A 13,217-nucleotide genomic window follows, 5' to 3' on the forward strand; every position below is an offset into this window, starting at 1 on the left:
GGCGGGCATCTGCTGCGCGTCGGGGCGGGCGACCCCGCGCTCGCCGCGGTGGTCGCGCAGACCCCCGCGGTCGGCGGCTGGGCGGCCTCGCGCAGCGCCACGTCCCACCAAACACCGGGGGCGCTGCTGCGCCTGGCCGCCACCGGCATCACCGACGCCGCCGGTGCGGTGGCGGGCCGGGCGCCCCGGACGGTGCCGCTCGCGGTGCCGCCGGGACAGGTGGGGGTGCTGTCCACCCCCGACGCACTGGACGGCGCGCGGGCGCTGGACCCGGACGGCCGGTACGGCGCCTGGCGCCAGGAGATCGCCGCGCGTGCGGCGCTGCGGTCCGCGCACAACCCCCCCGGCCGCGCGGCGCGGCGCGTCCGGTGCCCGGTGCTGGTGGTGGTCTGCGAGCACGACATGGCGGCCTACCCGCCCGCCGCGATCCGCGCGGCGGGCCGCATGCCCCGTGCGGAACTCCTCCGCGTTCCCGGCAGGCACTACGCGCCGTTCCTAGAGCAGCACGAGCAGGTCGTCGCGGCCGAGCTGGACTTCCTGGACCGTCACCTGACCGGCGGCGCGGCCACCGCGGGGTGACGCCGGCGTAGCACCGCCTCCCGAATCGCCGCCGATTGATATTCTCAACGTTGAGATAAGGAGGCGGCGATGGCGGACGCGGTGGACGACATCCTCGCGCAGTGGCGGCGAGAGCGGCCCGACCTGGACGTGTGGCCGATGGGGATCATCGGCCGGATCTCCCGGCTGCAGATGCTGCTGCACCGGGAGCTGCGCGGGTTCTTCGCCGAGCGGGGCCTGGAGAACTGGGAGTTCGACGTGCTGGCGACGCTGCGGCGGTCGGGCGCGCCCTACGAGCTGACCGCGGGCGCGCTGCTGAAGGCGGCGATGGTCACCTCGGGCGCCATCACCAACCGGATCGACCGGATGGAGGCCAAGGGGCTGGTGGAGCGGGTCCGCGACGCCGGGGACCGGCGGTCGGTGCTGATCCGGCTCACCCCGCGCGGCCTGGCGGTCGTGGACGAGGCGGTCGGCGCGCACGTGGAGAACGAGGCGCGGCTGCTGGCCGCGCTCGGCCCGTCCGAGCGGGAGGACCTGGCGGGCAGGCTGCGGGTGCTGCTGGAGTCGCTGGGCGACACCTCCCGGGCCTGAGCCTCGTTCCGCGCGTCGTCAGCGCGCGGTGAACGGGCGGGTCGCGCGGGCGGCGCGGTCGGCGATGGCGGTGAGGTGGTCGGCCAGTTCGGGCGGGTCGAGCAGGGTGTAGTCGACGTCCAGGACGGCGACGCGGTGCGCCAGGTACCGCAGGGAGTCCGAGCGGGTGTGCAGGCGGCAGGTGCGGTCGTCGACCGGTTCCAGGACGCCGTGCCAGGCGGTGACGTGCCGGGCGGCCTCGGCGAGCGGGACGTGCAGCAGCAGGCGGGCGCGGATGGCGCCGGAACCGCCGGCGAGGTTGTCCATGGCCCAGGAGGTGGGGTCCGCGCCGCCGGGCGGGGTGCGGGCCGGGGCGCGGACGCCGGTGCGGTGCGGGTCGGTGATGCGGTCGGCGCGGTAGGTGCGCCAGTCCGCGCGGTCCTCGTCGTGGGCGACCAGGTACCAGCGGCGTCCGGCGGTGACGAGGCGGTGGGGCTGGGCGTGCCGGCGGCTCTCGGTGCCGTCGGCGGCGGTGTAGGCGAAGCGGACGTTCTCGCCGGCGACGCAGGCGGCGGCGAGCAGGGCCAGGACGGCGGGGTCGGCGGCGGGCGGCGCGTCGGTGTGCGGCGGCAGGGGGACGGCGGCCTGGGCGAGCGCGGTCACGCGGTGCCGCAGCCGTTTCGGCAGGACCTGCTCGAGTTTGGCCAGGGCGCGCTGGGAGGCGTCCTCGATGCCGGTGACGGCGCCGGCGGTGCGCAGGCCGATCGCGATGGCGGTCGCCTCGTCGTCGTCCAGCAGCAGCGGCGGCATCGCGGTGCCGGCGGTGAGCCGGTAGCCGCCGGTGCTGCCGTGCACGGCGCGGACGGGGTAGCCGAGGGTGCGCAGCCGGTCGATGTCGCGGCGGACGGTGCGGCCGGTGACGCCGAGGCGGTCGGCGAGCTCGGCGCCGGTCCAGTCGCGGGGCGCCTGCAGCAGGGACAGCAGCCGCAGCAGCCGTGCGGAGGGATCGCGCATGGGGTCCATCCTGCCGATTCATTAGGACGTTCGCTGACCTAATGCGGTCCTAGTGTCGTCGTCGGGGCCAGGAGACGTCCGGTCCCCTGGTGGACGGAGGAACGGCATGCTGCGTGGACTGGCGACGATCAGCTTCTTCGCGGACGACGTGGAGGCGGCCGGCGACTGGTACGCCGGGCTGCTCGGGGCGCGTCCCTACTTCCGCGTCCCGGGTCCGGACGGCCGGGCGGTCTACCTGGAGTTCCGGGTCGGGGACCATCAGCACGAGCTGGGGCTGATCGACGCGCGCTTCCGTCCGGGCGCGGCGGCGGGGGAGCCGGGCGGGGCGGTGGCGTACTGGCACGTCGACGACCTGGAGGGCGCGGTGGCGCGGCTGGTGTCGATGGGCGCCCGCGTCCACGAGGAGATCACCGAGCGCGGGCAGGGCACGGGGTTCGCGACGGCGTCGGTCGTCGACCCGTTCGGCAACGTGCTCGGGGTGATGACCAACCCCCACTACCTGCGGATGCTGATGGCGGCGTCCGCCGAGGTCGGGAGCCCGTCCGCGCCCGGTGACGACCGACGCTGACCGCGGACCCGGACCGGCACGGACCCGCCCTCCCGCGTGGGGAGAAGAGCCGCCGGCACTCCAGCGCGCGCGAGCCTCGCCGAGACCTATCGCACGTCACCTGAACCCAGCACAATCGCCCCTATGACGATCACCACGGGCGCGCCGCCGCCCGCGCGCCGTTCACCCGCCGCGCTCGCACGGGGGTTCCTGACCGGTGGCGTGGTCGGTACGTCGCTCGCCGCGCTCGTCGTGGGCGCGATCGTCGAGAACGAGCCGCTGTTCGTCACGGGTGTGGCTCTCCCCGTGGGCTACGGACTGCTGTTCTTCCTCGCCGGTATGCCGAGGCGTGCCCGGGAGGCGGCGGTCGTGCCCCGCACGGCGCTCGCGATGATCGAGGATCTGGAGGCCGTCGGGGGCGAGTCGAGCGACGTACCGGTCCGGTTCGAGCTCACCGTCGCGCCGGACGACGGGCCGGCGTACCGGGTGGAGACCACGCAGGGCATCAACCTCGTGGACCTGTCCGATTACCGGCCGCACGGCGTCGTGGTGGTCCAGTACCCGCCGGACAGGCCGTGGCGGGTGCGCATCGTCAAGCGGCCGACACCGGAGTGGGAGGAGCGGGCGGCCTCGGCCCTCTTCGACTCGGCGCCCAGGACGGCCAGGGTGGCCGCGCCATCGAAGGGCCGCGCTTCCGGCTTCGCCTCGTTCTTCGGCCTGCTGCTCGGCGCGGTCGTCGTGGTCCTGCTGTTCCGCGCGGCCCTGTTCGACCGGGACGACACCGGGAAGCCGCTCTCGGCCGTACGGCCGTCCGTCTCCTCCACGTCGTCGACCACGGTGATCTCGTCGGCGTCCGGAACGGTCACCCTGGGCGCGGGCCGGTCGTTTCTGGACAAGGGCGAACTGGACCGGGCCGTCGGCCTGCTCACCAGGGGGAGGGACACGCGCCAGGCGCTCACCGTCGTCGTGCAGGAGCGCCTGCTGTCGGTCGTGTTCTCGCCGACCGGCCCGCAGCCCCCGGGCCTGGACCCCCGCGCGTTGCCGTACGACCGTTTCCCCGCCCTGGTGAAGGAGGCCACGACCGCCCTCGGCGTCGACACCCCGCGCGCCTGGCAGATCACCGCCGACCGCCTCACCGGCGGCGTCGTCCTCCGGGTCTCCGTGACCGGCTCCGAAGGCACCGCCTATCTGGATGCGGACGGACGGGGCAAGGTCGTACGGCGCGTGTCGGCAGGAGGCTGACCCATGGACTGGCATGTGTATCCGGCCTTGTGGTGCGGGGTGTTCGGCACGTGGGCGCTGGTCGGATACGGGCGGTCGCTGGCCGGGGTGACCCGGGCGCAGCGGACGGTCTGGACGAAGGGACGGATCGACCGGGTGGGGGAACCGCGGCACGGAAGCTCCCCGGAGGACGGGATAGCCGTGGTCGTCTCGTTCCAGGACCCGGCCACCGGAGAGGAGTTCACCGTCACCAACGACGGTGAGCGGGGCGAGAGGATCAGCGTGGCCTGGACGGGCCGGGAGATCGGCGTCCACTACCCGCGCGGCCGGCCCCACGCCTTCCGGTTCGCCGGCCACCTCTCCGAAGACGGGCGCGGCCTCGGCTGGCCCACCTTCGCGCTGTTCCTTGTCTACGCCGGTCTGGTCGCCGCCGCCGCGATCGACTGAGGCTGGCCGTGGGCGCTGCTCGGCTTCTGCGGGCCGTGGGCCCTCTCCGGCGTCTACCACCTGCCCGGGAACATCCGCGACAGGAAGCGCCGTCTCGGCGACCTCGCCGCCATGGCCGCCGTGCCCGGACGTGTCGTCGCCGTGCTCAGGAGCGTCACCCATGACCCCACCGACGGCAACACCTGGACCAGCCTGATGCCGGTCGTCGCCTTCACCACCCTCGACGGCAAGGAGGTCACGGCCTACTGCGAGTCGGGGCTCCCGGACCCCGCCGGGTCGCGAGATCTGGACGTCACGGTCCACTACGCTCCCGCCGACCCTGCCGTCTTCGTCCTGGACGTCGAGGCCGAACGCCGGTCCTGGAAGCGGGACATGGCCGTCGACGTCGTGGGTGTGCTGGTCGTGGCGGCGGCGGCCGTGGTGGGGCGGTCGCGCTGTGACCCGGGAGCCGGGCAGGCGCGCCGAGGGGCCGGCCCGGTGCCGCCGGCCTCGGTCGGCACGTCGGACGGGCCGGCCGGGAAACACCCCCGGATACCGCGCGTTCCCCCCGGTCAGTCGTGTCCGAGGTAGGCGCGCAGGTGGCGGGCGGTGAGGGTGTCGGCGGAGGCGACCAGGTCGGCGGGGGTGCCGGTGAACACGACGCGGCCGCCGTCGGCTCCGGCGCCGGGGCCGAGGTCGATGATGTGGTCGGCGTGGGCCATGACGGCCTGGTGGTGCTCGATGACGATGACCGACCCGCCGGCGTCGACGAGGCGGTCCAGCAGGCCGAGCAGCTGGTCGACGTCGGCCAGGTGCAGGCCGGTGGTGGGTTCGTCCAGGACGTAGACGGAGGCGTCGCCGGCCATGTGGACGGCGAGCTTGAGGCGCTGGCGCTCCCCGCCGGACAGGGTGGTGAGGGGCTGGCCGAGGGTCAGGTAGCCCAGGCCGACGCCGGCGAGCCGGTCCAGGACGGCGTGGGCCGGGCCGGTGGGGAAGAACTCGCGGGCCTGCTCGACGGGCATCGCCAGGACCTGGCTGATGTCCTTGCCGCGCAGCGTGTGGGTGAGGACCTCGGCGGTGTAGCGGCGTCCCTCGCATTTCTCGCAGACGGCGGCGACGCCCGCCATCATCGCCAGGTCGGTGTAGATGAGGCCGATGCCCTTGCAGGCGGGGCAGGCGCCTTCGGAGTTGGCGCTGAACAGGGCGGCCTTGACGCCGTTGGCCTTGGCGAACGCGGCGCGGACGTGGTCGAGCAGGCCGGTGTAGGTGGCGGGGTTGCTGCGGCGGGAGCCGCGGATGGCGGACTGGTCGACCACGACGACGCCGTCGCGTCCGGGCAGAGCGCCGTGCACGAGGGAGCTCTTGCCGGATCCGGCGACGCCGGTGACGACGGTGAGCACGCCGAGCGGGACGTCGACGTCGACGTCCTTGAGGTTGTGCAGGTTCGCGCCGCGGATCGGCAGGTGCCCGGTCGGGGTGCGGGGCCGCTCGCGCAGCCGGGCGCGGTGGTCCAGGTGGCGTCCGGTGAGGGTGCCGGAGGCGCGCAGGCCGGCGACGTCGCCGGCGAAGCAGACGTGCCCGCCGGCGGTCCCGGCGCCGGGGCCGAGGTCGACGACGTGGTCGGCGATCGCGATCGTCTCGGGCTTGTGCTCGACGACCAGGACGGTGTTGCCCTTGTCGCGCAGCCGCAGCAGCAGGTCGTTCATCCGCTGGATGTCGTGGGGGTGCAGGCCGGCGGTGGGTTCGTCGAAGACGTAGGTGACGTCGGTGAGGGGCGAGCCGAGGTGGCGGACCATCTTCACCCGCTGCGCCTCGCCGCCCGACAGGCTGGGGGACTCACGGTCCAGGCTGAGGTAGCCGAGGCCGATCTCCACGAGCGAGTCGAGGGTCTCGCGCAGGGTGGCCACCAGCGGCGCGACGGACTCGTCGTCGATCTTGGCGACGACGTCGGCGAGGTCGCTGATCTGCATGGCGGCGCAGTCGGCGATGTTCAGGCCGCCGATGCGGCCGGCGAGCGCGGCGGGGTTGAGGCGGGCGCCGCCGCAGGCGGGGCAGGTGCTGAAGGTGACGGCGCGGTCGACGAACGCGCGGACGTGCGGCCGCAGGGAGTCGCGGTCCTTGCCGAGGTAGAGCCGCTTCACCTTCACCAGCAGGCCCTCGTAGGTGGTGTTGAGGCCGCTGTTGTGGATCTTGGTGGCGGGTTTGTTGAGGAGGTCGTCCCACTGGGCGGGGGTGTAGTCGCGGAGTCTGGTGTCGGGGTCGACGAGCCCGGATTCGGCCAACACCTTCCAATACCAGGAGCCGACGGCGAAGCCGGGGACGGTGACGGCGCCCTCGTTGAGCGACAGGTCGCGGTCGAGCAGCTGGTCGAGGTCGATGGCGGTGGTGCGGCCGAGGCCCTCGCATTCGGGGCACATGCCCTCGGCGCTGTTGAAGCTGTAGGCCGAGGACGTCCCGGCGCTCGGCGTGGCGAGCCGGGAGAAGACGATCCGCAGCATGGTGTGGGCGTCGGTGGCGGTGCCGACGGTGGAGCGGGAGTTGGCGCCCATCGGCTCCTGGTCGACGATGATCGCCGCGGACAGGTTGCGCAGCGCGTCGACGTCGGGGCGGGCGGGGCTGCCCATGAACGACTGCAGGAACGCGGTGTAGGTCTCGTTGATCAGCCGCCGTGACTCGGCGGCGATGGTGCCGAAGACCAGCGACGACTTGCCGGAGCCGGACACGCCGGTGAAGACGGTGAGGCGGCGCTTGGGGATGTCCAGGTCGACGCCGGCGAGGTTGTTCTCGCGGGCGCCGCGGACCTCGATGACGTCGTGCCGGTCGGCGGCGGGTCCGGGGCCGGCCGCGGTGGGGATGCCGGTGCCGGCGGTGGGCGGGAGGGGCATGCGTCGTCCTCGCATCGGCTTGATAGCTTATGGCGTAAAGAGATCGTGGAATGAATCAGTTTACGGCATACGGAGTTGTTCGGTGACCGTGTTCGCGGGGCAGGGCGACCCCCGCCGCTCGATGGACCTGCTGTGGGGGCGGACGGACGCCGCGGCCCCGTCGCACGCGCGTCCGGGGCCGCGGCCTGGGCTGAGCGTGGAGGTCATCGTGGACGCGGCGATCGCGGTCGCCGACGCCGAGGGGATGGCGGCGCTGTCGATGCGCGCGGTCGGTGAGCGGCTCGGCCGGACGGCGATGGCGCTGTACACCTACGTGCCGGGCAAGGCCGAGCTGGTGGACCTGATGTACGACCGGGCGCTGGCGGAGCTGCCGGCCGCCTACGAGGTGTCGGCGGGGTGGCGTGCGGCGCTGGTGGCGTGGGCGGAGGACGGCTGGGCGTTCTATCTGCGGCATCCGTGGATGCTGCAGGTGTCGCAGGCGCGTCCGGTGCTGGGGCCCAACGAGTACGGGGTCCTGGAGGCGCTGCTGGGGGTGCTCGCGGTGACGGGGCTGGACGCGCGGGGGGTGCGGCGGGCGGTCGCGGCGCTGTCGAGCGTGGTGCGGGGCGCGGCGGGGACGGTGGCGGAGTCGCGGCAGGCGGTGCGGGCGACGGGCCTGACGGAGGAGCAGTGGTGGCACGGGCGGGCCGGGGCGCTGCCGGAGGTCGCGCCGGGGTTCGCCGAGCGGTTCCCGCGCGTGGCGTGGCTGGACGCCGAGGGCGCCCCCGAGATGCCGGAGACCGCTGAAGCCGCCGGCGAAGCCGGTGACGGGCCGGACGGCGGTTCGGACGGCGGGGTGTCGTATCTGGAGCGGGCGGCGCGGGAGGCGTTCGAGGGCGGGCTGGAACTCGTCCTGGACGGCATCGAGGCGGCGATCGCCCGCGCCGCCGCGCGGAAGAGGTGACGGGCCGCGCCCGCGCGGGGACGTGAGCAGGATCTCATCGGCGTCCCGTCACATTCGAGGGGGCCGAAGTCCTCATCCTGGTATGGACACTTTCTCGATCGCGCTGCCCGATGAGGCGGCGGTGGGCGCGGCGGCCAAGCCCGGCGGCGGCCGGGCGGCGGCGGGCGTGCTCGGGCTGGCCGGACCGGCGTTCGTGGACGTCTTCGCGCGCGCGGGGCACGCGGCGTTCCGCAGGGATCTGGAGCGGCTGGCGGCGGCCGCGGCGGCGGGCCGGGCGCACGCGCCGCAGGTGCGGGCGGGCTGGGAGAACCTGAAGCTGCAGCTGCGCCGTCACCACGATCTGCAGGCGGGCGCGTTGTGGCCGCGGGTGGAGCGCGCGGTGGCGGGTCACGGCCCTGACCTGGGGGTGGTGGCGGAGCTGCGGGCGGAGTACGAGGGGATCGGGCCGCTGGTGGTGGCGCTGGACGCCGCGTTGGAAGACGACGAGCGGGATTCGGGGGAGCTGGTGTCGGCGGTGCGGGCGCTGCGGGCGGCGCTGGAGGTGCATCTGCGGCATGAGGAGGCGGGGGTGCTGGCGCTGGCGCGGCGGGTGCTCGGCCCGGCGGACTGGGCGGGGTTCGCCGCCGACGCGGTGTCGGCGTGCGGTTCGCCGGGCGGATCTGGAGGCGTTTCGGGTGGCGTTTCGGGAGGCGGGGGCTGCGGGGAGGGGACGGTGCCGTGGCTGGTGGACGGGATCGCGCCGCTCGAGCGCAGCCGTTTCCTGACGGCGCTGCCGCGCGAGGTGCGGGAGATGAACCGGATGCGGTGGGAGCCGCGTTACCGCAGGCGCCGCCTGTGGAGCGTCTGACCGTCGCCCCGAGCCGGCGCGCGGAGTGTCACCAGGGGACGGCGCGGACGGTGACGTGCCGGTCGGCGGGGTTGTAGTACGACATCAGCAGCGCGGCGGTGGTGCTGAGCTCGGGGTGGCCGATGAACGCGCGGCATTGGTCGTTGCCGGTGCCGCCCGAGCAGGGGACGGCGCCTTGCCCGGCGGGCCGCCAGGGGCCTTGCGGGGCGGGCGCGCGCCACAGCCGGTACCGGCCGTCCAGTCCGCGCTGCTCGATGAGGACCAGGCCGTGGCCGGCGGCGGTGTAGTCGGCGATGTGGACGGCGGCGGGCGCGGCGCCGGGCGCGACGGTCTGGGCGCGAGACGCGTCGGACGTCCATCCGGCGGGGGACCAGTACCGGTAGGCGGACGGGTCGCGCCAGGCGGCGGGGTCGGCGGGGACGCGGGCGAGGGTGACGCGGCCGGCGGCGCAGGCGCCGATGGTCCAGGTGTCGCAGGCCGACCCGTAGAGGTAGAGGTGGCCGTCGCGCAGGACGGGGGAGCCGAGGGTGAGCTGGAAGGGCAGGCCGCCGGGGACGGTGAACACGCGGGTCTGGCCGTGCAGGGTGCGGTCGGCGAGCCGGTAGGCGGCGATGCCGTATCCCTGGGGGGTGATGGTGGTGCCGTGGACGCACACGTCGGTGTAGGTGAGCAGGACGGTGCCGTCGCCGGGCAGGGGTGCGGCGCCGGAGATCCAGGAGGCGCTGTAGGCGGTGCCGGGGATGTGGCAGGGGGCGCCGCCGGGGAGCTGGAGGCCGGGCGGGGTGGAGAGCAGCGCTTGCGGCGGCCCGTCGCCGGGCGCGGTGGCGGCTCGGGCGCGGGGAGTGCCGGGGGTGGGGAGTTCGGTGAGGTCGGTGGGGACGCGTCCGGGTGCGGTGGTGCCGGTGGCGGCGGTCGCGCCGAGCCACAGGCCGGGGCGGGTGCCCTTCCAGGTGGAGTCGCAGAACAGCCACAGGTCGCGGTGGCCGGTGAGGGGGGCGCTGTAGCCGCAGTCGCGGTCGATGGTGTTGCCGGGCGCGGCGGTCTCGTAGCGGGACAGGACGCGGGCGGGCGGCGCGGCGCCGGGCGGGTGCCGGGGGCGGTCGTGCAGGAGGACGGCGACGATCGCGGCGGTGGTGAGCAGCGCGCCGGCAAGGAGGGCGGCGGGTGCGGCCAGTCCGCCGCGTCCGGGTGGTGCGGGCGGAGCCGTGGGTGCGGGGCGGGCCGTGCGGTGGTTCATGCGACGGTCCCTCTCCGGGGTGCGGCGGCTTCCGGGTGCCAGGGTCGCGTGCGGGTGCGCGCGGCGGCAAGCCGGGGTGCGCGGTGGTGCGGCCGGTGCGCGGCGGGGCGGGTCAGAAACGGGCGGTGAGCAGGGCCAGGACGGCGACGCCGGCGGTGAGCCAGGCGGCGTAGTCGCCGATGTGCCCGGAGTGCAGGGCGTGCAGGCGGGCGGCCGCGGCGGCGGCGGTCCGCGCGAGGGGCCCCTGCCGGTCGGAAGCGGGGTCGGAGGCGGGGTCGGAGGCGCGTCGCCGCAGCGCGTACCCGGCGACGAGCGCGGCCAGCAGCAGGGTGGCCAGGAATCCGGCGACGCCGGAGGCGGTCCAGGGGTCGGCGGGGACGGCGTGGGGGTGGGGGACGCGGCCGTCCAGGACCAGGCCGGCGTAGCCGTCGCGGTCGGTGAACATCGCGGCGGCGGTGCCGACGGGCCCGCCGGGGATCAGCCCGACCAGCAGCGCGCCGATGAGCAGGACCAGGCCGGGGCTGAGCATCGTCCAGGGCAGGTTCCGCAGGGTGGGGCGGGTCTCGGGGCCCTCGTGCCCGCCGCCGGCGCCGGGCCGTCCGCCGTGCGCGGGGTCCTCCTCGGCGGGGGTGCCGCGGAACACCCCGAGCCAGACGCGCAGGACGGCGCCGGCGGTGAGCGCGGACGCGACGATGGCCAGCGGGGTGAACCACCACCAGCCGAGTTCCTCGGCGGCGTGCTCGGTGACGGCGTGCCCGGCGAACAGCCCGGAGGGGGGCAGCCCGGCCAGGCCGAGCGCGCCGAGCAGGAAGGTGGCGCCGGTGACGGGCATGCCGCGGCCGCGGCCGCGCAGCTCGTGCTCGTCGACGGTCTCGTGCCGGTTGAGCAGGGCGCCGGCCGCCAGGAACAGGGCGCCTTTCACGCCGGCGTGCCCGGCGAGATAGTAGGCGGTGCCGGCGAGGGCGTCGGGTCCGTGGGCGGCGACGCCGACCAGCAGCAGCCCGACGTGGCTGATGGTGGAGTAGGCCAGCAGCCGTTTGATGTGGTGCTGCAGGACGCACATGACGGCGCCGAGCAGCGCGGCGGCGGCGCCGAGGACGGCGATGGCGCGCAGCGGGACGAGCCCGGCGAACGTCGCCCAGTAGGTGCGGGCGATGCCGTAGACGCCGAGCGGCACCATGATGCCGGAGAACAGCACGCAGACGGGGGTGGGGGCGACGGCGTGGGCGTCGGCGAGCCAGAAGTGGAAGGGGACGGCGGACGCCTTGACCAGGTAGCCGGTGCAGATCAGCACGAACGCGGCGGTGACCAGGGCGTCGCCGTGCCCGCCGGCGCCGGTGCCGGCGAGCTGCCGTCCGGTGGTGGCGAGGCCGAGCTGGCCGGTGCGAGCGTAGACCAGGGCGATGCCGGCGAGGGTGAGGTAGGCGCCGATCGACTGGATGATGCCGAAGTTGAGGGCGCCGTGGACGGTGGAGGGCTCCTCGGAGCGGTAGCCGGTGAGCGCGAACGCCACGACGCTCATCAGCTCGAAGAACACGAACGCGTCGAACAGGTCGCCGGTGTAGACGTAGGCGACCATGGCCGCCAGGAACAGCAGCATGAGGGTGTGGAAGATCGCCTGGATCTCGGTGAAGAACCGCCAGGAGAACAGCAGCGCCGCGAGGGTGAGCACGGCGGCGACGAGGGCGATGCCGGCGGCGAAGGGGTCGGCGACCAGCGGGATCCCGACGCCGGTGGCCGGTCCCCAGCCGCCGAGCCAGCTGACCTGGGCGTGGTGGGGGGCGCGGGTGAGGGTGAGGGCGGACAGGGCGGCGACGGCGGCGACGGCCAGCACGGCGGCGACGTCGACGACCAGCCGCGGCAGCCACCGCCCGGCGGTGGCCAGCAGCGCGGCGGCCAGGATGGGGACGGCGATGGTGATCTGCAGGATCACGATTCGAGCGACCTCAGCTCGCCGGGGTCGATGGTGCCGCGGCGCTTGGCGACCTGGACGGCCAGGGCGAGCAGCAGGGCGGTGACGGTGGCGCCGACGACGATGTCGGTGAGGGTCATGGCCTGCACGACGGGGTCGGTGACGGGGCGTCCGCGGGGCGGGCGGTCGGAGAAGACGGGGGCGGTGGCGCCGTAGCGGTAGCCGATGGCCAGCAGCAGCACGTAGGTGCCGGACTGGGTGACCGACAGGCACACCATGGCGTGGATGAGGTCGCGGCTGGTGACGATGCCGTAGATCCCGACGAGGACGATCCAGGCGGCGGTCAGGTAGGGCAGGTGGCTCACGGGGTCCCCCCGGGTGGTTCGCGCACGAGCAGCGCCTGTTCGAAGAACTTGCCGATGAGCAGGACCAGCGCGCAGCCGACCTCGACGCCGACGGCGCCGTTGAGGGCGGGGACGGCGCCGGCGGCGGCCAGGGCCATCGCGACGAACACGCCGGCGGCGAGCGCCTCGGTCGACTCGAACACCGGGATGGGCCGCAGCCGCTGCAGGGCGGGGTAGTCGCCGGCGAGGTACAGCAGGTGGACGGCGGTGCCGAGGATGACGCCGCCCTGGAATCCGCCGCCGGGGGACTGGGCGCCGTGGGCGATGATGTAGACGCCGATCAGCAGGGTGACGGGCAGCAGCAGGTAGCCGACGATGCGCAGCGCGTCCGACACCTCGGCGGGGCCGAGCCGGTGCGCGGCGCCCTCGTCCTCGGCCTCCTTGCCCACGACGCGCAGCAGCACCACCGCGCCGATCGCCGAGGCCATGAGGATCAGTTCCTCGCCGACGGTGTCGAAGGCGCGCTGGTCGAAGTTGACCGAGGAGATGGTGTTGGTGGTGGATTCGCGCAGGGCCTGCCGGACGGCGCGGTCGCCGTAGGGGTGCACGGCGCCGCCATCCAGCACAGCGCCGACGGCCGCGCCTACGCCCAGCACGAGCCGGACGGCAAGCTCCTCGCCCAGGTCTTCACCGGCCGCCAGGCCGCCGGGGCC

The 13,217-nt window shown here is 74.9% G+C and carries 14 protein-coding genes; 8 read left to right on the forward strand and 6 right to left on the reverse strand.

What is annotated here, in order from left to right:
* On the forward strand, positions 1–579 hold a 579-nt coding region (locus tag ABZ914_RS33240), incomplete at its 5' end, for an alpha/beta fold hydrolase (RefSeq protein ID WP_500198115.1).
* A 69-nt stretch (positions 580–648) separates the two neighbouring features.
* Positions 649–1,149 (forward strand): MarR family winged helix-turn-helix transcriptional regulator, encoded by a 501-nt coding sequence (locus ABZ914_RS33245; RefSeq protein WP_500198116.1) that lies wholly within the window; start codon positions 649–651, stop codon positions 1,147–1,149.
* Positions 1,150–1,167: 18 nt separating this feature from the next.
* On the opposite strand, the gene ABZ914_RS33250 is transcribed toward ABZ914_RS33245, so the two are convergent.
* On the reverse strand, positions 1,168–2,142 hold the full coding sequence (locus ABZ914_RS33250; protein ID WP_500198118.1) for a helix-turn-helix transcriptional regulator: 975 nt from the start codon (positions 2,140–2,142) through the stop codon (positions 1,168–1,170).
* Positions 2,143–2,248: 106 nt separating this feature from the next.
* On the opposite strand from ABZ914_RS33250, the gene ABZ914_RS33255 reads away from it, so the two are divergent.
* The 4 genes from ABZ914_RS33255 to ABZ914_RS33270 all read left to right on the forward strand — a co-directional run bounded on the left by ABZ914_RS33255 (position 2,249) and on the right by ABZ914_RS33270 (position 4,927).
* Positions 2,249–2,710: a VOC family protein gene (locus tag ABZ914_RS33255; protein WP_500198120.1), complete on the forward strand. Its 462-nt coding sequence runs from the start codon at positions 2,249–2,251 to the stop codon at positions 2,708–2,710.
* Positions 2,711–2,833: 123 nt separating this feature from the next.
* Positions 2,834–3,931 (forward strand): hypothetical protein, encoded by a 1,098-nt coding sequence (locus ABZ914_RS33260; RefSeq protein WP_500198122.1) that lies wholly within the window; start codon positions 2,834–2,836, stop codon positions 3,929–3,931.
* A gap of 3 nt (positions 3,932–3,934) precedes the next feature.
* Positions 3,935–4,357, forward strand: a complete 423-nt coding sequence (locus ABZ914_RS33265; RefSeq protein ID WP_500198123.1) for a hypothetical protein — start codon at positions 3,935–3,937, stop codon at positions 4,355–4,357.
* Positions 4,358–4,468: 111 nt separating this feature from the next.
* Positions 4,469–4,927, forward strand: a complete 459-nt coding sequence (locus ABZ914_RS33270; RefSeq protein WP_500198124.1) for a hypothetical protein — start codon at positions 4,469–4,471, stop codon at positions 4,925–4,927.
* Here the strand turns inward: ABZ914_RS33270 and ABZ914_RS33275 are convergent.
* Positions 4,909–7,221, reverse strand: a complete 2,313-nt coding sequence (locus ABZ914_RS33275; protein ID WP_500198125.1) for an ATP-binding cassette domain-containing protein — start codon at positions 7,219–7,221, stop codon at positions 4,909–4,911. The two genes, ABZ914_RS33270 and ABZ914_RS33275, sit on opposite strands and share 19 nt — an antisense overlap.
* A gap of 82 nt (positions 7,222–7,303) precedes the next feature.
* Here ABZ914_RS33275 and ABZ914_RS33280 point away from each other — a divergent pair, with 82 nt between their 5' ends.
* Entirely contained in the window at positions 7,304–8,164 is an 861-nt protein-coding gene (locus ABZ914_RS33280; protein WP_500198126.1) for a TetR/AcrR family transcriptional regulator, read from the forward strand.
* 82 nt (positions 8,165–8,246) lie between these two features.
* Positions 8,247–9,011 (forward strand): hemerythrin domain-containing protein, encoded by a 765-nt coding sequence (locus ABZ914_RS33285; RefSeq protein WP_500198127.1) that lies wholly within the window; start codon positions 8,247–8,249, stop codon positions 9,009–9,011.
* A 28-nt stretch (positions 9,012–9,039) separates the two neighbouring features.
* Here the strand turns inward: ABZ914_RS33285 and ABZ914_RS33290 are convergent, their stop codons facing one another.
* From ABZ914_RS33290 to ABZ914_RS33305, 4 genes are all read right to left on the reverse strand, one after another.
* Positions 9,040–10,248, reverse strand: coding sequence for a glycoside hydrolase family 183 protein (locus ABZ914_RS33290; RefSeq protein WP_500198128.1), 1,209 nt, complete (start codon positions 10,246–10,248; stop codon positions 9,040–9,042).
* Positions 10,249–10,360: 112 nt separating this feature from the next.
* Positions 10,361–12,181 (reverse strand): complex I subunit 5 family protein, encoded by a 1,821-nt coding sequence (locus ABZ914_RS33295; RefSeq protein WP_500198129.1) that lies wholly within the window; start codon positions 12,179–12,181, stop codon positions 10,361–10,363.
* Complete coding sequence (locus tag ABZ914_RS33300; protein ID WP_500198130.1) at positions 12,178–12,525, reverse strand: sodium:proton antiporter; 348 nt, start codon at positions 12,523–12,525, stop codon at positions 12,178–12,180. The genes ABZ914_RS33295 and ABZ914_RS33300 overlap by 4 nt, the downstream gene beginning before the upstream one ends.
* On the reverse strand, positions 12,522–13,112 hold the full coding sequence (locus tag ABZ914_RS33305) for an MnhB domain-containing protein (protein ID WP_500198131.1): 591 nt from the start codon (positions 13,110–13,112) through the stop codon (positions 12,522–12,524). Before ABZ914_RS33305 ends, ABZ914_RS33300 begins: the two co-directional genes overlap by 4 nt.
* Between the last annotated feature and the right edge of the window lie 105 nt (positions 13,113–13,217).

This window comes from Spirillospora sp. NPDC046719, from assembly GCF_040645715.1.
In the GTDB taxonomy this organism is placed as follows: Bacteria; Actinomycetota; Actinomycetes; order Streptosporangiales; family Streptosporangiaceae; genus Spirillospora.